The organism is Candidatus Delongbacteria bacterium, from assembly GCA_041675285.1.
In the GTDB taxonomy this organism is placed as follows: domain Bacteria; phylum CAIWAD01; class CAIWAD01; order CAIWAD01; family CAIWAD01; genus CAIWAD01.
In genome coordinates, this window is record JBAYTZ010000018.1 from 34,268 (window position 1) to 59,589 (window position 25,322).

Here is a 25,322-nt window from a genome sequence, read left to right on the forward strand (position 1 = left end):
CCCCTTCCAGGTGCTAACAGCTTTTTCTTGACGATTCGCTTCCTGAGCCCATCCCATCCGCACTAATTCACAGCAACAGATTGATAATGAATGAGATAGCCTAACATGGAATAGGAAAACAAAATCTATACTTTAACAGTAATGCTTGCGAGTCTGCGACTCATTGGTGATCATTATGAAAACGCAGTCGCATTGAGGCCGTCCATGGAAAACCGCGAATGGAGCATGCTGGAACAGGTCCTGAAACTGACCTGCGGCGTCACCTCCCGGATCACCGCGCTGGCCAAGCAGGAGAACCTGCCGGCCACGGCGCTCAAGATTCTCATCCTCACCAGCTATTCTCCCTTCACCTGCGTCAGCACCCTCACCGAGTGCACGGGGCTGCAGAAGGGTCGCATCAGCCCCCTGGTCCAGGAGCTGGTGGAGCGTGGCCTGATCAGCCGGCACGAGGGCAGCGACCGGCGCTACAGCCTGTTGCGCCTGACCCCCGACGGCGCGCGCTTTCTGCGCAACCTGCTGGTGGACGAGATCCATCGCATCGAAAAGGTGTTCCGCAACCCCGACGCCCCGCGCGAAGAGGATCTGCTGGAACACATGCGGCTGGTGGCGGACACCCTGGGCTTTGCCAGCGAGGTGCCGCGCGGCCGTGAAGAGGAACTGGCCGGCTGATTCGTGGCCGGCTGAAGCTCCTGGCCACGCCGGGCCGCGACCCGATTCCGATGGACAGCGCTGGCGCTTGCGACAGGCCATCTTCGATGGCGGGGAAATAATGCCCCGCCGTTGCCGTTTCAGCCGGCAACACAACTGGAGGACATCATGCGACAAGCCTGGATTCCCCTCGCCCTGCTGACCCTGGCCCTGGGCTGCGGGGACGACGACAACAACGTCAACAGCACCGAAGACCTGACCCTGTCCGAGCAGACCGAGGACGCGGCCGTGATCGTGGGCGAGTCCGTGGCCCTGCAATCCGGCGGCCTGCTGGAATCCCTCGAATCCACCCTGGACAGCGACGTGGAAGGCAGCGCGGACGCCGCCGGCAGCCTCCTGGGCGGCAAGGACCGCGACTTGGACGAGGCCGTGTTCGACTCCAGCGCCTGTCTCTGGACCATCAGCCGGGCTCGCGCCGGCGAGTCCGAGCACGCGGGCTTCAGCTGGAGCCAGACCCGCACCCTGCACTTCATGGACGAACTGGGCGAGTGCGTGGTCCAGCGTGGCGATAGCACGATCCGCAGCCTGGATTTCACCCGGACCTTCGCCGGCAGCAGCTGGAACCAGCGCCGGGAGGGCGCCAAGAGCGGCAGCGGCGTCTGGGCTTTGAGCAGCCTGCATGACGCGGAGCCCGGCTCGCTGGTGAACGGCACGCACGCGGAGGAGGGCGAAAGCGTGATCCATCGCGTGCGCCCCAACGGCGAGGTCGTCGACGTGAGCTACGAGTACACGCTGCAGGTGGAGGGCACGGACCTGCTGATCCTGCGGCGCGCCGAGCGCCGGGTTCCCGTGGCCGGCACCCTGCACGTGGTTTACGACGCCGTGCGCAACGGCCGGGCCATCCACCGCGACTTCACCGTCGTGTTCGGCGAGGACGGCGGCAACCTGAGCTACGGGAACGCGGCCTGGCTGCTGAATCCCGTGACTGGCGAACTGAGCAACTAAGCCCAACCGCAGTTGGACCTTCCTGGGGCGGGTCGACGTGGGTCGGCGCCGCCCCTTGTCATGTATCGAAAGGGCTCACAGCTGGTGCGCTTCCTTGACAACGGGTCTCAGAGGCGAACGAATCCGCCCGGTCATCCAGGGCGAAGTCAAGGCGCGGCGGCGCGTCGAAAACAGGTGCGCGATTTGCTGGGGGAATCTCGATCGGAAGGAGGCCCCATGCAGACCGCACTCAGCCGCACCCAAACCCGGACGGGCCGTGCCCGCCCCGCGTTCCTTGCCGGCCCCCGAGGCCTTCCTTACTTTCCCCCCATGAAAGCCATTCCCATTCTGCTCTGCTGCGTGGCCCTGCTCTGGTCGGGTTGCGCCATCGAGGAAGTGGACGAGCACCACGAGACGGGCACCCTGGTTTTCCGGGCGGAGAACCTGGCGGACGCCCACGAGGCCGTCTCCGGCACCCTGGACATCGCCGGGCACAACCCGCCCAGCATCCCCTACTCCGGCACGGACTCGCTGGTGGTGGTGACGGGCCTGCCGCTGGACAGCGCGCTGACCCTCAGTTTCACGCCCACGGATGCCGACCTCTGGTTCGACGCGGAACCCCTGCACTTCTCGCTCAGCAGCGCCGCGCCGCGCCAGACCCACGTGCTGCGGCTGACGGCGCGGACGGATTCCACCCTCTCCGTGATGGTGCGCACCCTCTCCGATGGCGACGAACTCACCGGCATGCCGCTCTGGCTGGACGGCGTGCGCTGGCCCCAGGATTCGCCGGCCACCGTGCACTTCAGCGCCGGGACCTCGCACCTGCTGGAATCCCGCAACGAGACCTGCACGCGCGGCAGCCGGACCTTCAGCTTCCTCGACGCCCCGACCGAGGACCTGCTGCTGGATCTGCCCGCCATCCTGACCAGCGCCGACGCCATTGCCCCGGACGCGGACCTCGTGGTGAACGGCCAGTCGGTGGGTCCGTACTGGGACTGGTTGAATGCTCCCGCCCAGGACTTCTTCGTCAGCGCCTGGCGGCAGGGCTTCCGGCCCAACCCGGCCTTCTTCACCCTGGACGGCTTCTGCGGCGAGGACGCCGGGTTCGAGTGGATCGCCAACCCGGAAGGCTACCTGGCGGACCAGCTCTTCCCGGACTTCACCCTGGAGCAGGTGGTGCCGGGCCAGACCGCGCCCATCGGCGAGTACAGCCTGCGCCAGCTGCGCGGCCGCACGGTGCTGATGACCTTCTGGTACATCACCTGCGTCAACTGCCAGCTGGAGATGCCCGGCTTCCAGAACCTGCTGGACGAGTACTACGACCGGGGCTTCCGCGTGGTGGCGATGGATCCCTATCCCTCCGACGACGCGGCGCTCTTCCCCGACTTCGACTTCATTTTCCTGCGGGACACGGGCAGCCCGCCGGTGGCGCAGATGGCGCAGGTGGGCGCCTTCCCCACCAACTTCCTCATCCTGCCCGACGGGCGCATCCACTCGGTGCGCGGCGGACTGAGCGAGGAAGCCCTGGAGAGCCTGTTGCTGGAGCTGCTGCCCGAGTAGGGCCAATTGGAAAGGAAGGACCCATGAGATTCATCTGGCTGGCGGCGCTGGGCATCTGGCTGGCCGCCTCCCGTCCGGCCCAGGCCCAGTGCATGGACCTGACGGTGCCGGACACGCTCTCCTACACCATCCAGGTGCCGGAGATCTCCCTGGCGAATCCCGTCTCGCGGAAGTTCTACTACGAGGCCTACAATCCCAACATCCTGGACGAACTGCTCTTCGTCCACCTGGTCAAGAACAGCGGCCCGGCCATCGGGGACTGGCGCTACCAGTGGTGCGAGGATCCGGCCACCGATCCCCACGCCCAGTGCCGGCCCATCCAGCCCTGGGAGACCGAGTTCAGCATCCACGACACGCTCTACAGCGAGGACGGCTCGCTCTACGACGTGGAATTCTACGCCATCATCTTCGGTTCGGCCGAACTGGAGCTGACCCTGACCCGGGAGTTCTGTCCGGAGACCGTCGTCCATCAGGTGCTGAACGTTACCGTGGAGCAGGACTCGGGCCTAGCGGAGTGGCCTACCGATCTGGAACTGCAGGCGGCCTGGCCGAATCCCTTCAATCCCCTGGCCCACATCCCCTTCCACCTGGAGCGGGCGGGTGCGGTGCGCGTGGACGTCTACGACCTGAACGGCCGGCTGGTGGGCACGCCGCTGCTGGGCTCGCTGCCCGCGGGCCGCCACGAGGCGCTGTTCGACGGCAGCGGGCTGCCCAGCGGCCGCTACACCTATTGCGTGCGGACGGAGGATTCCTCCCTCAGCGCCCCCCTGACCCTGATCAAGTGAGGTTGCCATGCTGCGCCGTGCTTCGCTTCTGCTGACTCTGCTGGGCCTGCTGCTGACCGCCGGAAGCGCCGGGGCTGCCGAGACGGCCGCCTTCCGCCTGCGCGACCTGAACGGCAAGACCGTGGACCTGGCCGCGCTCTGCGCCCAGGGTCCCGTGCTGATTTCCTTCTGGGCCACCTACTGCGAACCCTGCAAGAAGGAGATCCCCCATCTGGTGGAGCTGGTGAAGGAGTTCCAGGACCAGAAGCTGCAACTGGTGCTGATCACCGTGGACAGTCCGCGCAGCCAGAAGCAGGTCAAGCCCTACGTCACCAGCAAGGGCTGGAACATGCCTGTGCTGATGGATCCCAACGGCCAGACCATGAAGAAACTCAAGGGCGGCAACCCGCCCTACACGCTGCTGGTGGGCAGCAAGGGTGAAATCCTCTACTCCCACAGCGGCTACAAGCCCGGCGACGAGAAGGTCCTCAAGCAGGAAGTGGACCGGCTGCTCAAGGCCGCCCAGACCGGTGCCAAGCATTGATGCGCCGCGCACTGGGGCTGATTCTCGTTGCGGGCCTGCTCGCCCCCCTGGGCGCCGCGGATCTCAACGTCTCCGGCCTGAACACGCTGCGCTACGGCACGGGCACGGCGCTGGACGAAATCACCCTCCAGGAGACGGATCGCCGCTACTTCGAGGAGACCCTCGACCTGGACCTGAGCGGCGGGGCCTTCCGGCTCAACCTGGCCAGTCTGGCCGCCTGGCCGACGGAGTTTCCCGACTCCCCGCCCCGCACGGGCGACGCGGAAATCCGCCAGCTGGCCCTGATCCGCCGCAGCCTGGAATGGAACGGCCCCGTCAACGTGCAGCTGGGCGACTTCTGGACCACCTTCGGCAACGGTCTGGCGCTCTCCCTCTACCGCGACGAGGCGCTGGTCAATCCGCGCCTGATCGGCAACGCGCGCGAAGAGCTGCCCGCCAGCTGGGACAACGGCGGGGACGGCGTGCTGGTGGAGGCCCTGCGCGGAGATTGGACGCTGAAAGGTCTCTGGGGAAACACGGACTACGTGGGCAAGCTGGCCGGCGGCAACGTGGAGTGGACGCGCGGCTGGGGCAGCCTGGGTGGCAGCCTGGTGCGCGCCACGGGCATCCCGCAGAACGACGACATTCGCATCGGCGTGGCGCCCACCCTGGACCTGGTGAGCCGCGAGGCCTACGCCACGCTCCGCGTGGGACCGGCCGAGTTCTCACTCAATCACGTGGATCAGCACCAGCTGGACACGGAAGCGCGCAACGCGGGCGCCGGCGGCCTGGCCACCTACGCCACGGCCAGCGCGCCGCTGCTGGGCTGGACCGTCCTGACGGAATACAAGTACTACCGTTTCGCGCGCCAGACCCTCTACCTCAACAGCGCGCCCACTGTGCAGCGCGAGATCCCCACCCGGCTGATCGCCCGCAGCACGCACCGCGTGTTCGCCAACGAGGACGAGACGGGTTTGCAGGTGGACGTCTCACGCTCCTGGGAAGGCGGACACACCCTGCGCGCCAGCGCGGCCTGGGCCTCGCACATCGACGGCAACCTGTTGCCTGTCCTCGAAGAGGCCCAGAACGGCTACCAGGAGTACACGGCGGGCTGGTTGATGGAGTTCAGTCCCGAGCGGCACCTGGAGTTGGGAGTGGCCTACACCGAGGAGACCAACGGCTGGCTGCCTGACGGACAGGAGCCCCTGAGCACCGCCTCCTGGTTCCGGCGCACGGGCGTGAGCGTCGCGCTGCTGACCCCCGCGCCGCTGGTGCGTTCGCTGGAGATCGCAGCGGAGCTGCTGGGCAAGGAGGAACTCACGCTGGACGAGCGCAGCACGGGCCTGCTGCTCTGGACCGAGCTCTTTCCCTCACCGGCCTGGTCCCTCAACCTGACGGCGGACTACGACGAGCACAGCACGTCCCGCCAGGACTGGATGGGTTCCGGCGAGCTGCGGACGGACTTCCACTTCCCGGCTGCCGTGAACCACACGCTGACCGTGTTCGCCGGCCGCTTGCGTGGCGGACAGGTTTGCAGCAACGGCAATTGCCGGATCGTGGCGCCCTTCGACGGGGTCAAGCTCACGCTGGCCAGCAAGTTCTAGGGGGCCCGGCGGCCAGACCCGGGATGACATGGTGAACCCACAGCACACGACACCGGACGGCGGGGCGGACACCCGCCGTCTGCTCTCCGGCCTGCCGGCAGTGGACCGCCTGCTGCGCGAGCCGGCGCTGCAGGCCTGGGAGGACCGCCTGCGCCGCGAGACGCTGGCGATCCTGGCCCGCGAGGAACTGGAGACCTGGCGCGCGGAGCTGCTGGCCGGGACCCGCGGCCAGGCGGGCTCTGCGGCCGAACTGGCGGCCGGGGCGGCCCGGCGGGCGGCGCGCCTGCTGGACGGCCGCATGCGGCGCGTGATCAACGCCAGCGGCGTGGTGCTGCACACGGGCCTGGGGCGCGCCGTGCTGCCGCAGGCGGCCCGCGCGCGCGTGCAGGAGATCCTGACCGGCGCGGTGGACCTGGAGTTCCAGCTGGAGGACGGCAAGCGCGGCCGGCGCGAGGAGCGGGTGGCCCGGCTGCTGCGCCTGCTCACCGGGGCGGAGGCCGCCCTGGCCGTGAACAACAACGCCGCGGCCGTGCACCTGATGCTGCGCGCCCTCTGCGCCCGGCGCGAGGTGATCGTCTCCCGCGGGCAGCAGGTGGAGATCGGCGGCGGCTTCCGCATTCCCGAGGTGATCCGCCAGAGCGGCGCGCGGCTGGTGGAGGTGGGCTGCACCAACCGCACGCACTGCGAGGACTACGCCCAGGTCATCGGGCCGCGCACGGCGGCCCTCTTGCGCGTGCATCCCAGCAACTTCCGGGTGAGCGGCTTCACGGCCGAGCCCACGCTGGAGGAGCTGGCGCAACTGGCCCACGCCCGGGGCCTGCTCTTGCTGGACGACCTAGGATCCGGCGCCCTGGTGGACTTTCCCGGCGTGCCGGAGCCGGAGCCGCTGGTGACCGCCTCCCTGGCCGCGGGGGCGGATCTGGTCTGCTTCAGCGGCGACAAGCTGCTGGGCGGGCCCCAGGCGGGCCTGCTGCTGGGGCGCGCGGAGCTGATCCGCAAACTGGCCGCGCATCCCATGATGCGGGCCTTCCGCTGCGACAAACTGACGCTGGCGGCGCTGGAGGCCGTGCTGGAACTCTATCTGGCCCCCGGCGGCGAGCGGCCAGCCGACCTGCCGGTCTGGGCCGCCTGCAACGAGGGGCGGGACGCCGTGCGCCGGCGGGCGGGCGGGCTGTTCGAAGCCCTGCTGCGCGAACTGGGCGCCCCCGCGGTGGCGGCCGGCTGGGAGCGTGCGGCCGAGGCGGCGGGGCTGGAATTGAGGGAATCAGACAGCACCGGACGGACGGGATCCGGCGCGCTGCCCGGCCAGGATCTGCCCAGCGCGGCCGTGGCCCTGCGGCCCCTCCGGGGCGGCGCCCACCGCCTGCACGACCGTCTGCGCCGCGGCACGCCCGCCGTGGTGGGCCAGGTCCGGGCGCAGGAACTGCTGCTGGATGTCAAGGCCGTGGCCGAGGAGGAGATCCCCGAGCTGGCTGCCGCCGTGCGCCGGGCGCTGGGATTGATATGAATCACCACAGAGACACAGAGTTTTTATTGGACTCAGCCTGGGTTGTGAGCTGGATCGACCGAGAGTCCATTTGAACACGAAGTCACGAAGTCTCGAAGATGATTTGTGTCACATGAGGGGAGGGCCGCTTGTGGCTCATTACCACTGAGGCACACAGGCACAGAGTTCTAGCTGGGCTGCCAGAGGCGCTTGACCTTAGGTTTCTTCCCCCCCATCCCATCCCTTCCCCACTTCGCAGGGGAAGGGGTCGCACAGGCAAAGGTGTCAGGGATGCTTGAGGTGAAGCCCGCAGGGCTGAACCAGAACCAGGTGGTGACGCCGTCAGGCGGAACCAACTACATGGACACAGGAAGTCCAACCGCCGGCCAGCGGAAGGCCACCGCGAGGTGGCCTGACTCTGGCCGCTGAGAAAGAGCGCTTCTTTGGCTCCACCTTTCTGGCGCCAGCAGAAAGGTGGAAATCAAGGCAACCCGGCAGTTTCCAGGATGCAAGTGAGGTGATGGGATCCCCCGGTCAAGCCGGGGGATGACGAGTTGGATGAGTGAGGTGAAGCCCGGAAGGGCTGAACCAGAAAATGGGTGAAGCGCGAAGCGCGAACCAACTACCTGGAGACAGGAAGGAGCCGCTGCCGCCAGCGGAAGCCCGCCGGGAGGCGGGCTGACTCTGGCGGGTGAGAAAAAGCGCCTCTTTGGCTCCACCTTTCTGGCGCAAGCAGAAAGGTGGAAATCAAGGCACCCGGCAGGTGACAGGGATGCGGTGAACCCCCATCCCGACCTTCCCCCTGCAGGGGGAAGGGGAGCCTGAGCGAAGGTCAAAACGACCGCTGAAAAGTGCGGAATGAAAAGAGGCGCTGCGCTGCGCCTCCCAGCGCGAGGATTCTGATGGCCTGGATGGGAAAACTAGTCGGCGGCGGGCTGGGGTGGGCCGTGTTCGGACCCCTGGGCGCCCTGTTGGGCGGCATCATCGGCAACGCCTTCGACCAGCGTGGCGAGACCCGCGAGATCCCCGAGGACTACTACCGGCACCGGGGCTGGACGCGCAGCGACCCGCGCTTCAGCGCCAACCCGGCGGGCAACTTCGTGCTGGCCCTGCTGGCGCTCTGCGCCCACGTCATCAAGGCCGACGGCACCGTGCGCAGCGCCGAGGTGCAGCAGGTTCGCGACTTCGTCCAGCGCACCTTCCCGCACGACGCGGCCGACCTGATGCAGGTGCTCAAGCAGCTGCTGGAGCAGCAGGTGGACGTGGGTCCGCTCTGCGCGCAGATCGGCATGCACCTGGGCTATCCCGAACGCCTGGAACTGCTGCAGTTGCTGGTGGCCGTGGCCCGCGCCGACGGCATCCTCAACCCCGCCGAGACCCGCACCGTGCGCGAGATCGCCCAGCGCCTGGGCATCCGCGAGGCCGACCTGCGCACGCTGTTCGGGGCGGCGGGTCAAGCCAGCGCGCCGGCCCAGGCCGCGCCGGATCCCTACGAGGTGCTGGGAGTCGCCCGGAGCGCCAGCGACGAAGAACTCAAGAAAGCCTGGCGCGCGCTGGCCAAGAAGTTCCACCCGGATCGCGTGGCCCACCTGGGCGAGGACCTGCGGCGCTTCTCCGAGGAGAAGTTCAAGTCCATCCAGGGCGCCTGGGACCAGATCAAGCAGGAGCGCGGCCTCTGATGTCCCACATCGTCATCGGCACCGCCGGCCACATCGACCACGGCAAGACCAGCCTGGTGCGCGCCCTGACCGGCATGGACACCGACACCCTGCGCGAGGAGCGCGAGCGCCAGATCACCATCGACCTGGGCTTCGCCTTCCTGGGCGAGGACGTGACGATCATCGACGTGCCGGGGCACGAGCGCTTCATCAAGAACATGGTCAGCGGTGTGGCCACCATCGATTTCGTCCTGCTGGTGGTGGCCGCCGACGACGGAATCATGCCCCAGACCCGCGAGCACATGGACATCCTGGGCCTGCTGGGGCTGGAACACGGGCTGGTGGTGATCACCAAGGCCGAGATGGCCGAACCCGACTGGCTGGCCCTGGTCCAGGACGAGCTGCAGACCTTCCTGCGCGGCACCTTCCTCGAGGACGCGCCCGTGCACGTGGTGGATTCGCTCTCCCTGCGAGGCATCGACGAGCTGCGCAGCGCGCTGGACGCGGCCCTGCACGCCCTGCCGCCCCGGGAGGGCCGGGGCGCCTTCCGCGAGGTGGTGGACCGCGTCTTCAACGTCAAGGGCCACGGCACGGTGCTCACCGGCACGGTGCTGGCGGGCTTCCTGAAGAGCGGCGACGAGGTGGAGATCCAGCCCGGCGGACTGAAGGCCCGGGTGCGCGGTCTGCAGGTGCACGGCAAGGCCGTGGAGCAGGTCCGCCAGGGCGACCGCGCGGCGCTCAACCTGCAGGGCCTGGCCCGCACGGAGCTGGGCCGCGGCTCCTGGGTGGCGGCCCCCGGCCTGCTCACACCCACCAGCCTGCTGGACGTGCGCCTGCGCGTGCTGCCCGGCGAGCTCCGCCTCAAACATCGCGACCGCGTGCGCGTGCACCTGGGCACGGCGGAGTTGATCGGCCGCGTGCTGCTGCTGGGCCGCAAGGCCCTGGAACCCGGCGAGGAGGGCTTCGCCCAGCTGCTGCTGGAGGAGGAGACCGCCGCCCTGCTGGGCGACCGCTTCGTGATCCGCCGCTATTCGCCCCAGACCACCATCGGCGGCGGCGTGGTGGCGGATCCCAATCCGCGCCGGCACCGGCCCTCCGCCGGGCAGGTGGTGGACCGGCTGGAGCGCCTGACCGACGGCAGTTTCGACGAGCAGCTCGAGAGCCTGCTGGACGATCCCTGGCAGCCGCTCTGGCAGGAGAGCGAGCTGCGCGCCCGCACCGGCGCGGAGCCCGACGAGCTGCGCCCGGAGCTGGAGCGCATGGTCGTCCAGGGGCGCGTGCGGCGCTGCGAGTGGGGCAGCCGCGTGCACTGGATGCTGAGCACGCGCTGGCAGGAGGCGGGGGAGCGGCTGCTGGAGCGCCTGCGCCGGCTGCACGAGGCCACGCCGGAACTGCCCGGGCAGCCTGTGGCCCAGTTGCGGGCGGACCTGTTCTCGCGGCCCGGCTGGCAGGCGCACGCCCAGCCCCTGCTGGACGCGCTGCTGGCGGAACTGGGCGGAAAGGGTCTGATCAAACTCGAGAATCGCTGCGCCAGCCTGGCCGGCCACGAGCCGCGCCTCTCGCCCGAGCTGCGTCGACGCACGGATGCCCTGGTGGACTGGCTGGAGGGCCAGGGCTACGGCGCGCCGCGGCTGGAGGATTTCGCCCAGGCTCTGGCCTGCGGCGTGCCCGAAGTCAAACGCCTGCTGGCCCTGGCGTTGCAGGAGGGCCGCGTGGAGCAGGCCACTGATCAGATCTTCCTGACCCGCGCGCGGCATCTGGCGGCGCTGGCCGAGCTGCGGGCCCTGGGCCGCAAGCAGCCCGAGGGCTTCACCGTCAGTCAGGCGGGCGCGCGCTTGAGTGCCAGCCGGCGCTTCATGGTTCCATACCTTGAAGCCCTGGACACCCGGGGCCTCACCCGGCGCGCCGGTAACTTCCGCAGCGTGGCCGACGGAGCGGGGGACTTGTAGAACGGGCTCAATTCCAGCCCCGCAGATGCAGATAATGAGGGGGATCGCCGGAATCGGGAGTCTGTCGGACTTGGCCACTTGGCGGGCTTCATCGCCCCACCCGGCCCGGATTTTTCGGAGCTTTCTTGCACATACCCCCAGTATGCGCTGCGAAATTTCCGAAGAGCCGGCCTCGACTGGAGCACGCGCGCCTGCGGCGCGAATCCCATCCAAGGTCCAAGCCCGACAGACTCCCAGGGGGAATCAGCTTTGCCGGACCTGCGCCAGCCCAAATCGGGAGGCGGGTCCGGCGCGGCGCATGTCCGGCGGGCAGAGCAAGGGAGACTTCGTGAGCGGCACAGGGCGGGTGATCATCGGGCTGGGGCTGGCCTGCGGGCTGGCCGGGACGGCCCACGGCCTCGTCACCGGCGTCACGCCGGCCCCGGGCTCGCGCTTAAGCCCCGGCCAGTACATCACGCTGGAATTCAGCCCTTCCATGACCCAGGCGGAGCTCAACCGCCTGGACGACCTGATCGAAATCCGCGACGAGCGGCGCGGCCGCATGTACTGGTTCGCCGCGGGCGTGGGCAACGCGCCCTACCAGCGGGTGGTCCTGATCCCCGACGAGAACTGGGTTCCGGGCGGCGCCATCCGGCTGGAGATGATGACCGACCCCACCATCCCGGGCGCCACGCTCCAGGCCGCCCACTTCCGCTGGCCCTTCCTCTGCGACAGCTGCGAGTGGCTGGGCGTTCGTCCCTCCTGGTCCCTGCAGCTACAGGGCGCGGCCAGCGAGGCGCTGGACGTCCTGCCATTGGACCTGGACCGCAACCGGCTGAACGACCTGGTGGTGGCGCGCCGCGAGCAGATGGTCTTCTTCCGCGTGGACACCTGCGCCTCCACGCCGCAGATCTCCGGACTGGGCGGCATGGCGCTGCCGGACTTCTCGTTGCAACGCGAGCTGCGTTCCTTAAGCCTGGGCACCAGCGCCGTGGGCGAGCTGCACCCGGGCGAGGGCCTGCTGATGCACACGGGCGGCCAGGACGAGGGCCTGCGCGTGCTGGCCCGCACCGGGCCGGACAATTCACCCGTCTTCACCCAGCTCCTGCTGGAGGACGGCACCTTCGCCGGCTCGCCGCTGCTGGCCGAGCCCATCCGTCTGGTGGGCGACCATCTCTGCCAGGATCTGCTGGTGGGCACGCGCGGCGGCGACCTGGTGCTCTTTCCCGCCGACGCGACCTGCTCGCAGATCGAGCCCGACTCCACGCGCGTCCTGTTCAGCGGCCTGGGCCAGCCCCTGGACCTGCTGGTAATCCAGGGCACGCGGCTGGCCCCCGGGGCCTTCGAGGACTTCGTGCTGGTGCTGGACGCCGCGCCGGAGCCGCTGCACTGCCTGGTCTGGAACGGCAGCACGCTCGATGAAGTCTGGACGGCGCCGCCGGATCTGGTGCAGAACCTGGAGCGCCTGGAGGCCTGGAGCGACGGCGATCCCGCCGGCCTGCCCGACCTGATCGCCTGGAACGGCGACGGCCGCGTGGTGGTGGTCTCCAACATCGATCCACAGACTCAGCAGGCGGAGATCACGGCCTGGGATTTCCCGGAGCCGCTGCGCGACGTGGAGTCGCTGCCCGACGGCCGCGTGGTCTTCGCCGGCTTCTCCACCGTGCGCTTTACTTTCGATCCCCGCACGGGCCTGACGGACACGCTCTACGCCGACCTGCCCGACGTGCCGCGCCGCCTGCGCGCCATCGACATCAACAGCGACGGCGACCACGACCTGCTGGTGCTCTTCCAGGACGGCCGCCTGCTGGCCCACCTGGACGAGCCCGTCGGGGCGGACCGCCTGGACCTGCCCGCGTCCCTGGCCTGGAGCCGCGTGGCGGTGGGGGACACGCTGCGCGTGCCGCTCACGCTGCGCCACCGCGGGCTGGCCGGCCTGATGCGCCTGGACGTCTCGCCGCCGCCGGCGGATCCGGACTTCCCCTTCTCCTGGGACGACGTGGCGCCCCGGGACCTGGCGCCGGGCGACAGCCTGGTGCTGGAGCTGCGCGCGCACCCTGCCGTGGCGCTGGACAGCTGCTGGACCAGCGGCCAGTTCAACGTCTGGTGGAGTTTCCCGGGCTGCGTGGGCCAGAGCGGCCAGGCCGTCCTCGACCTCTGCTTGCAGGCGGGCCTGGCCACACCGCAGTTCGCGCTGGACAGCCTGGAGCTGGGCTCCGACTGCGGCGGGCACGCCCAGTGCGAGGAGAGCTGTCCCACCGGCGGGGTCTGGCTGCGCAACGGGGGCGAGGCCGATCTGCTGGTGCGCGACGCCTTCCTGGCCTCCCATCCCGACGACAGCCTGAGCGTGCCGGAGAGCTTCTGCCTGTTGGAGTGGCCCCAGGCCGCGCTGGCCCCGGGCGACAGCGCCCAGCTGCGGCTCTCCTTCTGCCCGCCCATGGACGGACCCTGGCCCTGGCGCCAGGGCGCCCTGCTAACCCTGCGCACCAACGCCGCGGGCGCGGACAGCCTGCTGCAGCTGCCCGTGCTGGGCCTGCTCACCTGTCCCTGGCCGCCCCGCTTCACGGCGGACCTGCCGGAGATGCCGGAGGACCTGGCCGCCTGGCTGGATCTGGCGCCGCTGATCGAGGATCCCGATAACACGCTCTCGGAACTGAGCTTCACCCTGCACGGCCTGACCGGCACGGGCAACCAGCCGGCGGACAGCCTCATGCGGCTGGACGAGCTGGACGGCCTGCGCCTGCACGTGACGCCGGGCCTGAACGTCAATAGCGCCCTCCACCCGCAGCTGGGGCTGGACCTGGAGCTGGCCGACCCGTCTGGCAACCACACGCGTGACACACTGCTCTTCGTGATCCGGCCGGTGGACGACGCGCCCTTCTTCCTGGGCGGGCCGGACTCGCTGCTCACGGTGCGCGAGGGCCGCACCCTGCGGCTGGACTTCCAGTGGGGCGAGGTGGACGGCGACCCGCTGCTGAACGCCTTCACGCTCTACCGCGACGCGGCCCACCAGGAGCTGGTGGAGAGCACGCCTTTCAGCGGGAACGGCAGCTGGCGCTACGAGCGGGCCATCGCGCCGGGAGACTCCGCCTTGTTCAACGGTCAACTCTTTTGGGACGCGCGGCTGGCGGACCAGGTCGGGGAGCAGGGCTTCACGGCCGTGCTGGCCGGCCGCCTGCGCTTCACCAGCCGCCGGGACACGCTCAGCCTGACCGAGGACCGCGAACTGGTGTTGGACCTGGCGGACTGGCTGCTCAGCCCGGGCGAGGATCCGGCGGGCATGCAGTCCGAGCTGCTGGGCGTGTTCGGCACCGGGGAGCTGGCGCCGGACGAGGTGCTGGAAGTGGAGGCCCTGGACGGCCTGCTTTTCCGACTGAGCCCCGCACCGGACGTCAACCTGCGCCAAGTGCCGGGCCTGAGTCTGCTCTTCCAACTGCAGGAGGAGGGCCAGGCCGCCCGCCGTGACACATTGCGCGTGGCCATCCAGCCCGTGGAGGACGACCCGCGCCTGCTGCTGGCGCCCGCGGAGGGCACGGACCTGCCCGAGGGCGTGGAGACCCTGCTCAGCTGGGAAGTGGCGGAAGTGGACGGCGATGGGCTGGCGGGCGAGCTCCTGCTCAGCCACCATCCACTCTTCGCCGACACCCTGGCCCTGTTGCCGTTGGCCGGCGCGACCCGCCGCCTGGATCTGGCCTATCGGCCGGAGGTGGGCGACTCCCTTCGCCTGGGTGGCCGAGTGCACTGGCGCCTGGACGTGTCCGACCTGCCGCCGGGCAGCGGCTCTCTGCACGTGCAGCGCGGGCTGGACGTCCTGCAGTCGCCCCAGCAACTTCAGCTCAACCTGCGGGCCGCGCCGCCCGCCGAAGCCCACTGGGGCGACACGCTCTCCCTGCCGGTGCGGATCTTCTCCGCCAGCGGCTATGTGGGCAGCCTGGTGCTGCGGCTGGAGCAGGACCTGCAAGAGGCCGCGCGACTGGACTGGCCCTGGCTGGACCTGGGCGCCGCGGCCACGTTGGACACCAGCCTGACCCTGGTGATGCCCCTGGACGGGACGCAGAGCTGCTGGACCCTGCGCCTCTTGCCCGGCAATCCCGCCGAGGACGAGGCCGACAATCAGCTGTCGGACTGCGTCCAGCTGACCCGCGAGCCCCTGGGTCCGGAGCAGCGGGCCTTCTCGCCCAATGGCGACGGCGTCAACGACGAGCTGCGCTTCGTGTTCAGCGCGCGGCCCGCGGCGCGCCATTACCGGGTCGAGATCTTCGACGCCGGCGGCCGGCGGGTGGCGGCCCACAGCCTGGGCGCCGCCGAACACGCCTGGAACTGGGACGGGCGCCTGGCGGGCCGCGATCTGCTGCCCGGCGTCTACGCCTGGGTGATGCTGGACGGCGAGCACGTGCTGGCCCGCGGCCAGCTGGGGGTGGTGCGATGAAAACCCGACTCACCCGGCTGGCGCTGGTTCTCACCATCGGTCTGGCGGCCCGCGCGGAAATGACCTTCACCGGTAACCCGGCCCTGCTGGGGCGGACGGACGCCATGCGGATCAATCCGGCCCTGGCGGCCTGGCGTCCGCTGGCCTTCTCGGCGGACTGGCAGCTGCTCAACGCGGGACTGGCGGGCGGCGCCGCGGCCATCGGCCAGGGCGGCTTCCAGCTGGCTGTGCCGCGGGTCAACCTGGTGCTACTGGGCGACCTGCGTGACACAGACCTGCTCAGCGAGAACGAGCTCAGCCTGGACTGGGCCGTGCGGCTGCGCAGCAACCTCTCGCTGGGCCTGGAGGCCGGCGTGCGGCGCTTCGGCTGGAACCGCGAGCGCCTGGGCGCCGACGCGCTGCAGGATCCCGTCTTCCGCGACGGCCTGGACCGTCTGCAGCCCCTGCTGGGCGCCGGGCTGTTCTGGGCGCCGCGCACGGACCTCTACGTGGGCTTGGGTCTCAAGCGCCTCAACCGGCCCAGCCTCTCCCTGGTCTCGTCGGCCCCCAAGGCCCCCGTGCGGGGCTACCTCGGCCTGGCCTGGCAGAGTCCCAGCTTGAGCCTGGGCCTGACCGTGGACAACCTGGCCAACCAGACCGTGGGCGGCGGCGCGCTGCAGGATCTGGGGAGCGAACAACGACCCAGTCTGCAGGCCGAATGGCGAGCAATGGAGACCCTCTCCGTCTACGGCGACCTGCGCCAGGACGGGCTGGCGCTGGAGTTCGCCACCCAGCCGCTGCCGGACCACGAGCTGGCCTATCGCTGGACCGTGCCGCTGGGAGACCTGGCGGAGCGCTCTGACGGCAGCCACCGGCTGGAGTGGACCTACAGCCTGGGCGGCGCGCTGATTCCCGGCGGACCCTGGCGCGGCCAGCCCGCCCTGTTGCCCGGCGACGAACCCCGCGAGGGCGCCCCCTGGCTGGAGGCGCTGCGGCGTCGCTGGCGGCCGGAGCGCGCGCCCCTGCTGCTGCGCAGCCCCGTGCCGCAGCTGGAGGTGGTGGAACTGCACGTGCACGTGGAGCCCGCGCTGCTGGAGCGCCTGGCCCAGGCGGGGGCGGATCCCGCGGCCCTGGCGGCCTCCGGCCTGACCTTGAACCCCGGCAAGGCCCTGACTCCGGACCAGTCCGGCGTGGTGAACGGCACCTGGTCAGCGGCCTGGTGGCAGCTCTCGGGCTGGCTGGAGACGCTGGCCTGGGACGAGGGCGTGCGGCCCGTGATCCACGTGGGCGACCGGGTGGAGCGGCTGGACGACCTGGCCAATCTCCTGGGGGCCGAACTGGAGGAGCAGCCGCTGCCCCGGCTGCCCGAGAATGGACGTCTCACGCTGCCCGACACGCTGGCCCTGGGGCTGGAGCTGCCCGAAGAGCTGGCCCGGCTGGCGCGCTCGTGGCGGCTGGAGGCCGAGCTCCCTGGCCAGGCGCGCGTGGTGCGCGAGGGTCGGGACGCTCCGCCCCGCCGGCTGCAGCTGGCGCTGGATCCCGGCACGCTGGAGCCCGGCGAGGCCCGGCTGCACGTCACGGTGGCCGACAGTCGCGGACGCCTGCTGGCGGACCGCACCCTCGTGCTGCCCGTCCAGCTCCGCGTGAGACACGTGCACTTGAGTGAGCAGGCACCGGGAGCGGCGCTCCCGGCGGGCGTGGACCGCATCCACATCCATCTGGACGAACATGAATAGCGCAGTCCCAACGCAGACGAGGTCCCTGACCATGCAGCAGCGAATCCGCGCCTTCCGGGCGCCCCATGCGGCGATCATCCTGACGCTGTGTTCCGTCCTGCCGGCGCTTGCCGCGGAGGGCGGGGCCGGCGACGCCGCCACCCTGCCCGTGCTGGAGATCCTGGCCATGGGCGGCTGGATCATGTGGCCCATCTACCTGACGCTGGCCGCGGGCGTAGCCCTCAGCATCTCGCGCTTCCTGATGATCCGCCTGGACCAGTCGCGCGAGAACGCCTTGCAGGACTGGAAACCCCGCGGCCGCAGCGCCGACGACGCCCTGAAGGCCATCCAGGGCATGGAGACGGGCAGCCTGTCTCAGGCGGCCGTGGACATGCTCACCCAGTTCCGCGCCACGCGCAACCCGGAGTCCATGAGCGCGCAGATCGAGCGCCACCTCACCGTGCGCCAGGACTGGTTCAAGCCCTATCAGAACTGGCTGAACTTCCTGTCCGAGAGCGCCGGCGCGCTGGGCCTGTTGGGAACCGTGCTGGGCATGTTCCAGACCTTTTTCGGCGGCACGCTGGACAAGGACAAGGTGCTCCACGGCATGGGCCTGGCGCTGATCACCACCCTGGTGGGCCTGGTGGTCAGCCTGATCCTCAACTTCGTGCTGACCCTGGTACGCAACCATTTCGACAAGAGTCTGGACCGGCAATACCAGAAGCTCACCGAGATCCGGCAGGCCATGCTGGAGGCGGGGGCCCTGGATTCCCAGCGGTCGTAGGAGCCTGAACCCGTGCTGCGACTCATCGACATCGTGCTGATCCTGCTGTTCGGCTTCATCTCGATCAGCCACTTCGACAGCTCGGTCTCCGTGCAACTGCCCGAGGCCGGCCACATGCCCCGGCTGCAGGCCGAGTTCCAGAACCTGGCCGTGGTCAGCCTGAACGAGGCCGGGGCATTCGTCTGCGGCCCCGAGCGGCACCAGGTGGCCGACGCGACCGAGCTGCGCGACTGGCTGGCGGGCGAGCAGGCCGCCGGAGCCACCCAGGTGCGCCTGCGCGCCGACCGCGGCCGGCCGTCCTCGGAAGTGGCCCTGCTGCAGGAATTGTGCGGCGAGCTGGATCTGGGCCTGAGCCTGGAGATCATCCGCCGCGCCGAGGAGATTCGTCCGTGACACTGATGCGCGGCTACATCACACGCCTGATCGACGTGACCCTGATCATCCTGATCGGCTTCCTCTCGGTGGCCGACCTGGATGACCGCGCCGTGCTGCCGCTGCCCGCGGGGCTGGCCGCCGTGCTGGACACGCTGGCCCGGGACGAGGCGCAACGCCGGCTGGAGATCACGGCCACGGAGGCCGGGAGCTTCCTGCTGGAGCTGTCCAGCACCACGGGCCTGAATCTGCCCCTGGGGCGCGTCAGCGGCGCCGACACCCTGCGCGCCGTGCTGACCCGACTGAAGTCCGAGCACCAGTTGGCCGGGGCGGACGTCCGCTCCTGGCCGCGCGTGCCGCTGCAGACCGCCGTGGACGCCGTGGACGCCTGCGACCTGTGCGAGATCCCGCGCGACGTGCGCTTCCTGCCGGAGACGGGCGCGCCGGCCGCCGGGGCGGAGGCGCGGCCATGACAACCCTGGATCTGCGCGAGCGCCAGTACCGGCTGATCGGCTGGTCCACCAGCCTGCTGGTGATGGCCCTGCTCTGGCTGCTGCTGGCCCAGCTCTCGGTGGATCGGCCCCGTCAGGGTCCGGCGCCCACCGAGGTGATGCTGAACTGGGTGCGCACCATCGTGCCCACGCCCGTGCGCGACCGGCTGCTCAAGGCGCGGGTGCGCGAGCGGACGGTGCGCCAAATCGGCCGCAGCGCTCCCCGGCCACTGTCGGTGCCGGACCGCGCGGCCCTGCGAAGCGCACCCCGGGATCCGGGCGCGCTGACGGCGGTGCCCGAGCGGCAGGGGCGCGGACTGCCCGACCTGCCCGCCCGCGGCGGCGCCCGTCCGGTCATGCCCGGCCGTGGACGACTGTTGGACGGCGGCGATGAGGTGGGCGGCTCGGGACTGAACCGCGGATCCGCAAACATGAATCTGCGCACGGAGCCGCTGGCCCGGCGTGGCGGAGGCGCCGGGGCGGGTTCGGCGCGCGGTCCGCGGGGCGAGCTGCTCTCCCTGCCGCCCCAGGAGCTGGACCCCGTGCTGGCGCGCTTCATGGGCGTGACGGCCGCCAGCCTGCCCGGCGGCACGCTCAATCTGGGCGGTCAGCCCTGGCTGGTCTGGGTGTCCGAGCAGGGCGGCCTGCTGCGCGTGCTGCTGCGGCGCGGCGACGAGTTGCGGCTATTGGTGCTGGCGGGCGCGGACCTGCAGGCCCAGTCCTTCCAGCGCGGCGAGGTCTCCCGCGCCCGGGGCGGACTGGTGGTGCAGTCCCAGCGCAGCGGGGCGGGCGAGGCCGCGGGCCTGCGCGAGGATTTGCTCAAGGCATTGGAGGATCTGGAATGAACGGTGCCGGTCGCGGGGTCCGCTGGAGTCTCCCGGCTTCCGCCCTGCTCCTCATGCTGCTGGCGCTGCCGGGAGCGACCTGGGCGCAGGAGTCGGGCGCGGCCGTGACACGCCGCGTGGATCAGATCCTGGAGGAGGGCAAGGGCCAGGTGCCCCGCGTGAGCGCCAAGCGGCGCGCGGAGGCCCGGGCCCGCCTGAACGAGGCCGCCGAGCTGCGGAAGCGCACCCAGGACCAAGCCTGGGTGGTCTGGCGGCTGGACTCGCTGCGCCGCGCGGGCGCGACGGACTCCACGGCCTGGTACGACCTCTACGACAAGGCGCTGCGCCAGATGCAGAGCACGCTCAGCCTGACCAACAACAAGTACCCGGGCGACATGTCGGCGCGCGAGCTGGGCGCCGTCAAGGAGAGCCTGCGCCGTCAAGCCGCGGAGGGCTACCGCAAGTCCCTGGGCCTGCTGGAGGACGCGCTGCGGGCCAACCCCTGGGACGACTCCGTCCTGGCGGCCATTGGCGGCGTGCTGGAGGATCTGGCGCGTCTCTACACCAGCCTGAACTTCCGCGACCGGGCCATCGAGCTGACCCAGAAGCGCCTGGCCCTGGACGCCTCCAACTACTACGCCCACTGGGATCTGGCGGACCTGCTGCGCGCCGCCGGCCGCGGTCCGGCCGCGCTGGAGCGCTACCAGAAGGCCTGCCGCGCGCTGCGGGCCTTTGCCTTTGAGGACGAGGGCGGCAGCGAGGAGCGCCCGGTGGGACGGCGGCGCCAGGACCTGGTGCTCCTTCTGCGCGAGCGGGTCTCGCTGGCCATGGAACAGCAGAACGAGGCCGAGTTCCGCCAGGCCATGGGCGAGTGGGAGCCCCTGGCGGACGCGTCCGACCAGAAGGAGCTGACCCAGCTCAAGCGCTGGCTGCAACGCGGCGGCGGGCGGCTGGGCCAGGCTCTGCGCATCGACAAGGCCTGGAAACTCATCGAGCAGGGCCGCGAGATCGAGGCCCGCGAACTGCTCCAGCAGGCGGTGGCGGAGAGCGCCGACCCGCAGGAGAAGACCCGCAACCTGCTGGCCCTGGGCGAGCTGGAATTCGACCAGCTGGGCATGAAGGAGGCGGGGCTGGAGCGCGTGCGCGGCCTCTTGACCGAGGGCGTGCGGGACGACAGCCTGCGCGTGGAGGCCCTGGACACCCGGGGTCGGATGACCCTATCCTTGGCGGCCGAGCTGGAAGAGGAGGATCCCCAGCGCGCCTGGGCCCTGCTTGAGGAGAGTCTGGCCGCGCCGGGACGCTGGGAGACGGCGCTCTGCCTGCGGCTGGCCGGCCTGCTGCTCAACCGGCCCGAGGCCGCGCTGCCCTGGCTGCAGCGCGCCGAGGCCGCCTGCTCGCGCGGACCCTGCGACGGCGCGGATCGCGCCGAGCTCTACCAGTTGCAGGCCGACGTGTATCGGCGGCTGGGCCGCGCCGAGGAGGCGCGCGCGGCGCTGAAGAAGGCCGGCGGAGGCACGCCATGAGCCGCCCGCTCTGGACTTTGGCGGCGCTGGGCGCCCTGCTGCCTGCCACGGGCGGCTCCGCTCCCGGCGACGGGCAGGCCGGCAGCGGACCCCGGGTGGAGGCGCAGATGGTGCTGCGTGCCCGGGTGGAGGATCCCGTGCTGATCGAGCGCCTGCTCAGCCAGCAGCTGCTGGGCCTGGACGCGCGCGCCGCGGAGGCCGTGGAACTGGTGGACCTGGGCGGCGATGGTTTCGGCGAGGGCGACCTGCTGCGCCTGCTGCCCGGCGGACAGGGCCATCTGCTGCGCCCCCTGGATCGCGAGCTGCGCGAGACCCTGGCCGGCTGGTCCTTCGCCGCGCACCACGAGATCCACGCCCCGGCCGACGTGCAGCCGGAGGAGCTGCGCCAGCTGGCTCAGCCCACCGCCGTCCTGCTGGCCGACCTGCTCGGGGCCACCCGGCGCAATCTGGGCATCTCACGCTTCGAGCTGGCCCTGGACGTGCGCGAGGACGGTCTGCTGATGCGGGTCTGGGACTATCCGGGCGACAGCCTGTTCGCGCGCCCGGGCGGCGCGGGCGGACGGCGCGTGCTGGACGTGGTGCAGATCGTGCGCGAGGACACGACCTACGTGGTGGACAAGGTGCTGCGCGACCTGTTGATCCTGGAGAGCCAGGTGGTGGACACGCTGTACCTGCGCAAGCCGGACCGTCCATGAACCTGCGTGCGGGCCTACCCGCGACCTTGGCGGCCTGGCTGCTGGGGGTCTGCGTCGCCCGGGGAGCGGAGCCGTCGTGGTCCGTCACCCTGCTGGGCTGCGACAGCCTGCGCCTGAGCGGGCGCGCCGCGGGCTGGGACTGGCTGGAGGCGGAAACGCCGGCCGGATTCCTGGAGCTGGGAGCGGTGGGAGCGGACGGGGCCGTGGACCTGCAGCTGGGCGCGCCGCCGCGCGGCGGGTCGCTGGTGCTGCGCCCGGCCCGGCTGGACTCGCTGGGTCTGCCGGACTACGGGGACGAGTGGATCTGGAACCGCGCCCTGCCCCGGTTGGAGGCCCGGCTAGAAGGCCGCCGGCTGGTGGGGCGCGTCCAGCAGGACGGCCGGGACGGGTGTCCCCTGCCCGACCTGATCCTGCGCCTGGAGCACGGCGGCCAGCTCACCGATCTCCAGCGGCTGCCCGCCGGCAGCTCGTTCGAACTCGATCTCGCCGGCCGCGCCTTCAGCGCGCTGACCCTGGACTGGGGCGGCCTGGGCAAGCCCCTGCGCCTGGCCGGTCCCGACCAACCCGCCGCCCCTGCCCTGGCCGGTCCGGTCGAGGACGCGGCCCCGGCCGCGCCGGAGTGGGCGGGTTTCGCGGGCGAGGCGCTGGAACTGCTCAGCCCCTGGCCGCTGGTGCTGCTGCAGGGCACGGCGACGCTGGAGAATGCCGGCGCCGGACGCTGGCGCGTGACGGCAACCGGGACGGATGAATTGCTGGTGGCCGCCCGGGACGATGAGGGACGGACCTCGTTGCCCTTCCGCTGGGAGAGCGGCGCGGCGGCCCTGCGGCTGGACGTGCGCCGCACGGGACCCGGCAGTCTGCAGATCAGCGCACGCGACGCCGTCGTGCCGCCGGAACTCGAACTGGTCTGGCTGGACGGCCAGGGCCGCCAGGGGCGCGCTCCGCTGCCCGCCGCCGGCCTCACCCTGGAAGGTCTGGCCGGTGTCTGTCGCCTGCAGGCCCTCGGGCCGCAGGGTCCGCTCTGGAAGCAGAGCCTGGATCTGAGCTGGCCCGCGCCGGGCGGCCTGCGCCTCAGCTCGGCCAGCGACACGCTGCTGACGGCCACGCTGGAGGACGAGCGCGGCTGGAGCGGGCTCTGGGAGCTGGAGTGGCGCGCCGCGGGCGTCGTCACCCGCCGACCCCCGGCCGCCGCGCACGCCTTCGCCCTGCCGGCGACGGAGCGCCTGCACCTGCGCTGGCGGGCCGGCAGTCCGCCCAGCCAGAGCCGCTGGTCGGCTTGGCGGGAGATCTCCCTTACGCCCGAACCGCCCGCCGCCGTGGACGTCCGCCCCGCGCCCGGCGGCCTGGAACTGAACTGGGAGCCGCGCGAGTGGCTGGCCGGCCAGCTGGAGATCGAGCGCGTGCTGGGCGCGGACACCCTGCGCTGGCGGGTGCCCGAGGCGCCGGGAAGCTGGCTGGACCCGCTGCCCGGCGACCGGTTGGCCCGCTACCGGCTGCGCAGCCGGCTGACCCGCCACCAGAGCGACTGGACCACCGTCTGGGGCGCCCGCCCGCTGGAGGATCTCCCGGCCGGAACCCTGGCGCGGCGCAGCGTGAGCGTGGCGGAAGTGCGGGCCTTCTCGCGTGAGACCGGGACGGCCCTGCCCGCCGCCGTCGAGTGGGTGGAAGGCCGGGCCGCGCGGCCCGCCGACGATCAGCCCGCCCTGGGACTGAGCCCGCGGGAAGCGCTGCGGTACTGCAATTGGTTGAATGCGCGACTGGGCCTGGACGGCCGCTATGATGAGTCTGCGGCGTGGCAGGCTGGCACGAAGGGTGGCTATCGCCTGCCCGGCACACCGGCGGAAGCAACCGGGGCGGGGCGGGTCTGGCTGGCGGGCGCGGAAGGCGTGCGGGCCGCCGGCTCCTCGGGGCTGCGCAGCGGCTCCAGCCGCCGACCTTACAGCCTGGACGCGCGCCAGCCCGACGTGGGGCTCTGCCTGATCTGGAGTCCGCCCGCCCGCTGAGGCTTACGGGTCAAGCAGCCGCCACAAGCCCCCGTCCCCTTCCACCCACAACCCCTGGCCGCGGCGCAGCCCGCGCGGCAGCACGCCGTCCAGCCCGTGCTTGCGGGCCAGCAGGGGCGGCAACCCCAGGCAGAGTTCGAAGTGGGTCACCACCACCAGCAGCTCGGTCCCGCGGGACCACTCGTCCAGCTTGCGCACCAGGCCGGGCAGGTCCTGTTCCCAACTGCCCGGCGGGCCGTCGGGCCCGCTCCAGAGCCGCGGGTCCTCCTCCGGCTCGCGCAGCCCCAGAAAGGAGCAGAGGGCGGAGGCGGTCTGGCGGGCCCGGGGAGCCGGACTGCTCAGCACCCGGGCCTCCAACTGCCGACGCCCGCCGGAATCGCGCAACTGGCGGCCCAGCGAGGCCGCCTGGCGTTGTCCCAGGTGGGAGAGGTTGTTGCCGTCCAGGTCGCCGTGACGGATGAGGGCCAGCGCGTTCATGCGGTTCCTTCCAGCCTTCAGCCAATCCTCGTGCCCGCCGCCACCCGCGCCCGCGTTGTATCACGAACAGATCCAGTGAATTCAGCGCCGGAAGACCAGCAGGCCCTTCTTCCAGGCCGGGTGCTCGGCCAGCGGCTCCAGGCGCACCTTCATGGCCCGGCTGGAGGCGTTGAGCAGCAGCACGCGCCCGCCCTCGTGGACGATGATCCCCACGTGGGTCACGTCCAGGCCGGGCTTGGCCGCCCAGAGACCCACCAGATCGCCGTCGCGCAGGCTGTCCAGGGTGGACTCGCCCGGCGGGACCCACCAGACCTCCTGCGTGCGGACGGGCACGCCCTGGACCCAGCGGCGCTGGCCTTCCCGCTGGTTGAGCTCCACGCTGCGCCGGCGGGCGCCGCTGAACCCCGCGCCGGCGTCCGTCAGGCGCGGGCCCGAGTCCAGCCAGTCGCTGAAGAAGTGGTGACGCTGTTTCCAGTTCACGAGCCCATCGCGGAACCGCACGCGCGCCAGGGCCAGGGCCAGGCTGTCCGCCCTGCCCGCCGCGGGCCGTCCGGCCAGCGAGTTGCCCGCCAGCAGCCACTCCAGCAGCACCATGCAGTCCACCTTGGACAGGCTGAGGGTCAGACCCGTGGCGGGATCGCGCGGGCCGGCCAGCGCGCCCTTGAGATAGGGCGTGCCGAGCAGCGAGCGTCCCAGTTCCACCAGGCAGTCCGGCCCGGGAGCGGGGCAGGCCGCGGCGCGGGCGGCGAAGGCCTCCACCTTGGGTTCGGCCGCCCGGAGTGGCAGCGCCAGCACCAGCAGCCAGCCGATCCAGCACAGGGCCGACAAGCGCCGGCCCTGTGAAGTTTTCAGAAGCGGATGTGTCACAGCGGTTC

At 71.0% G+C, this 25,322-nt stretch carries 20 protein-coding genes; 18 read left to right on the forward strand and 2 right to left on the reverse strand.

Annotated elements, in window-relative coordinates:
• Nucleotides 1-204: 204 nt before the first annotated feature.
• From WC326_14350 to WC326_14435, 18 genes are all read left to right on the forward strand, one after another.
• Nucleotides 205-669 (forward strand): MarR family winged helix-turn-helix transcriptional regulator, encoded by a 465-nt coding sequence (locus WC326_14350; GenBank protein ID MFA7332247.1) that lies wholly within the window; start codon nucleotides 205-207, stop codon nucleotides 667-669.
• Nucleotides 670-816: 147 nt separating this feature from the next.
• Entirely contained in the window at nucleotides 817-1,653 is an 837-nt protein-coding gene (locus WC326_14355) for a hypothetical protein (GenBank protein ID MFA7332248.1), read from the forward strand.
• A gap of 216 nt (nucleotides 1,654-1,869) precedes the next feature.
• The gene (locus WC326_14360; GenBank protein MFA7332249.1) at nucleotides 1,870-3,192 is read left to right on the forward strand and encodes a redoxin domain-containing protein; all 1,323 of its coding nucleotides are present in this window, start codon (nucleotides 1,870-1,872) and stop codon (nucleotides 3,190-3,192) included.
• A gap of 23 nt (nucleotides 3,193-3,215) precedes the next feature.
• Complete coding sequence (locus WC326_14365) at nucleotides 3,216-3,977, forward strand: hypothetical protein (GenBank protein MFA7332250.1); 762 nt, start codon at nucleotides 3,216-3,218, stop codon at nucleotides 3,975-3,977.
• 7 nt (nucleotides 3,978-3,984) lie between these two features.
• A complete protein-coding gene (locus WC326_14370) occupies nucleotides 3,985-4,500 on the forward strand; it encodes a TlpA disulfide reductase family protein (protein MFA7332251.1) in 516 nt (171 codons plus the stop codon).
• A complete protein-coding gene (locus WC326_14375; GenBank protein MFA7332252.1) occupies nucleotides 4,500-6,083 on the forward strand; it encodes a hypothetical protein in 1,584 nt (527 codons plus the stop codon). Before WC326_14370 ends, WC326_14375 begins: the two co-directional genes overlap by 1 nt.
• A 31-nt stretch (nucleotides 6,084-6,114) precedes the next feature.
• The gene (gene selA, locus WC326_14380; GenBank protein MFA7332253.1) at nucleotides 6,115-7,590 is read left to right on the forward strand and encodes an L-seryl-tRNA(Sec) selenium transferase; all 1,476 of its coding nucleotides are present in this window, start codon (nucleotides 6,115-6,117) and stop codon (nucleotides 7,588-7,590) included.
• 890 nt (nucleotides 7,591-8,480) lie between these two features.
• Nucleotides 8,481-9,248: a TerB family tellurite resistance protein gene (locus WC326_14385; protein ID MFA7332254.1), complete on the forward strand. Its 768-nt coding sequence runs from the start codon at nucleotides 8,481-8,483 to the stop codon at nucleotides 9,246-9,248.
• Complete coding sequence (gene selB, locus WC326_14390) at nucleotides 9,248-11,176, forward strand: selenocysteine-specific translation elongation factor (protein ID MFA7332255.1); 1,929 nt, start codon at nucleotides 9,248-9,250, stop codon at nucleotides 11,174-11,176. Before WC326_14385 ends, selB begins: the two co-directional genes overlap by 1 nt.
• Before the next feature lie 328 nt (nucleotides 11,177-11,504).
• Complete coding sequence (locus tag WC326_14395; protein MFA7332256.1) at nucleotides 11,505-15,584, forward strand: hypothetical protein; 4,080 nt, start codon at nucleotides 11,505-11,507, stop codon at nucleotides 15,582-15,584.
• Complete coding sequence (locus tag WC326_14400) at nucleotides 15,581-17,299, forward strand: hypothetical protein (protein ID MFA7332257.1); 1,719 nt, start codon at nucleotides 15,581-15,583, stop codon at nucleotides 17,297-17,299. The genes WC326_14395 and WC326_14400 overlap by 4 nt, the downstream gene beginning before the upstream one ends.
• Before the next feature lie 31 nt (nucleotides 17,300-17,330).
• The gene (locus WC326_14405; protein ID MFA7332258.1) at nucleotides 17,331-18,062 is read left to right on the forward strand and encodes a MotA/TolQ/ExbB proton channel family protein; all 732 of its coding nucleotides are present in this window, start codon (nucleotides 17,331-17,333) and stop codon (nucleotides 18,060-18,062) included.
• 12 nt (nucleotides 18,063-18,074) lie between these two features.
• Nucleotides 18,075-18,455 carry a biopolymer transporter ExbD gene (locus WC326_14410; protein MFA7332259.1) on the forward strand — a complete coding sequence of 127 codons (381 nt, stop codon included), beginning with the start codon at nucleotides 18,075-18,077 and terminating at the stop codon, nucleotides 18,453-18,455.
• Complete coding sequence (locus WC326_14415; protein MFA7332260.1) at nucleotides 18,452-18,907, forward strand: hypothetical protein; 456 nt, start codon at nucleotides 18,452-18,454, stop codon at nucleotides 18,905-18,907. The genes WC326_14410 and WC326_14415 overlap by 4 nt, the downstream gene beginning before the upstream one ends.
• Complete coding sequence (locus WC326_14420; protein ID MFA7332261.1) at nucleotides 18,904-19,770, forward strand: hypothetical protein; 867 nt, start codon at nucleotides 18,904-18,906, stop codon at nucleotides 19,768-19,770. The genes WC326_14415 and WC326_14420 overlap by 4 nt, the downstream gene beginning before the upstream one ends.
• Nucleotides 19,767-21,272, forward strand: coding sequence for a hypothetical protein (locus WC326_14425; GenBank protein ID MFA7332262.1), 1,506 nt, complete (start codon nucleotides 19,767-19,769; stop codon nucleotides 21,270-21,272). The genes WC326_14420 and WC326_14425 overlap by 4 nt, the downstream gene beginning before the upstream one ends.
• Nucleotides 21,269-21,967, forward strand: coding sequence for a hypothetical protein (locus tag WC326_14430; GenBank protein ID MFA7332263.1), 699 nt, complete (start codon nucleotides 21,269-21,271; stop codon nucleotides 21,965-21,967). The genes WC326_14425 and WC326_14430 overlap by 4 nt, the downstream gene beginning before the upstream one ends.
• Nucleotides 21,964-23,970 carry a hypothetical protein gene (locus WC326_14435; GenBank protein MFA7332264.1) on the forward strand — a complete coding sequence of 669 codons (2,007 nt, stop codon included), beginning with the start codon at nucleotides 21,964-21,966 and terminating at the stop codon, nucleotides 23,968-23,970. Before WC326_14430 ends, WC326_14435 begins: the two co-directional genes overlap by 4 nt.
• Before the next feature lie 3 nt (nucleotides 23,971-23,973).
• On the opposite strand, the gene WC326_14440 is transcribed toward WC326_14435, so the two are convergent.
• Complete coding sequence (locus WC326_14440; GenBank protein MFA7332265.1) at nucleotides 23,974-24,447, reverse strand: phosphoglycerate mutase family protein; 474 nt, start codon at nucleotides 24,445-24,447, stop codon at nucleotides 23,974-23,976.
• 81 nt (nucleotides 24,448-24,528) lie between these two features.
• A complete protein-coding gene (locus tag WC326_14445; protein MFA7332266.1) occupies nucleotides 24,529-25,314 on the reverse strand; it encodes an N-acetylmuramoyl-L-alanine amidase-like domain-containing protein in 786 nt (261 codons plus the stop codon).
• Nucleotides 25,315-25,322: the final 8 nt, after the last annotated feature.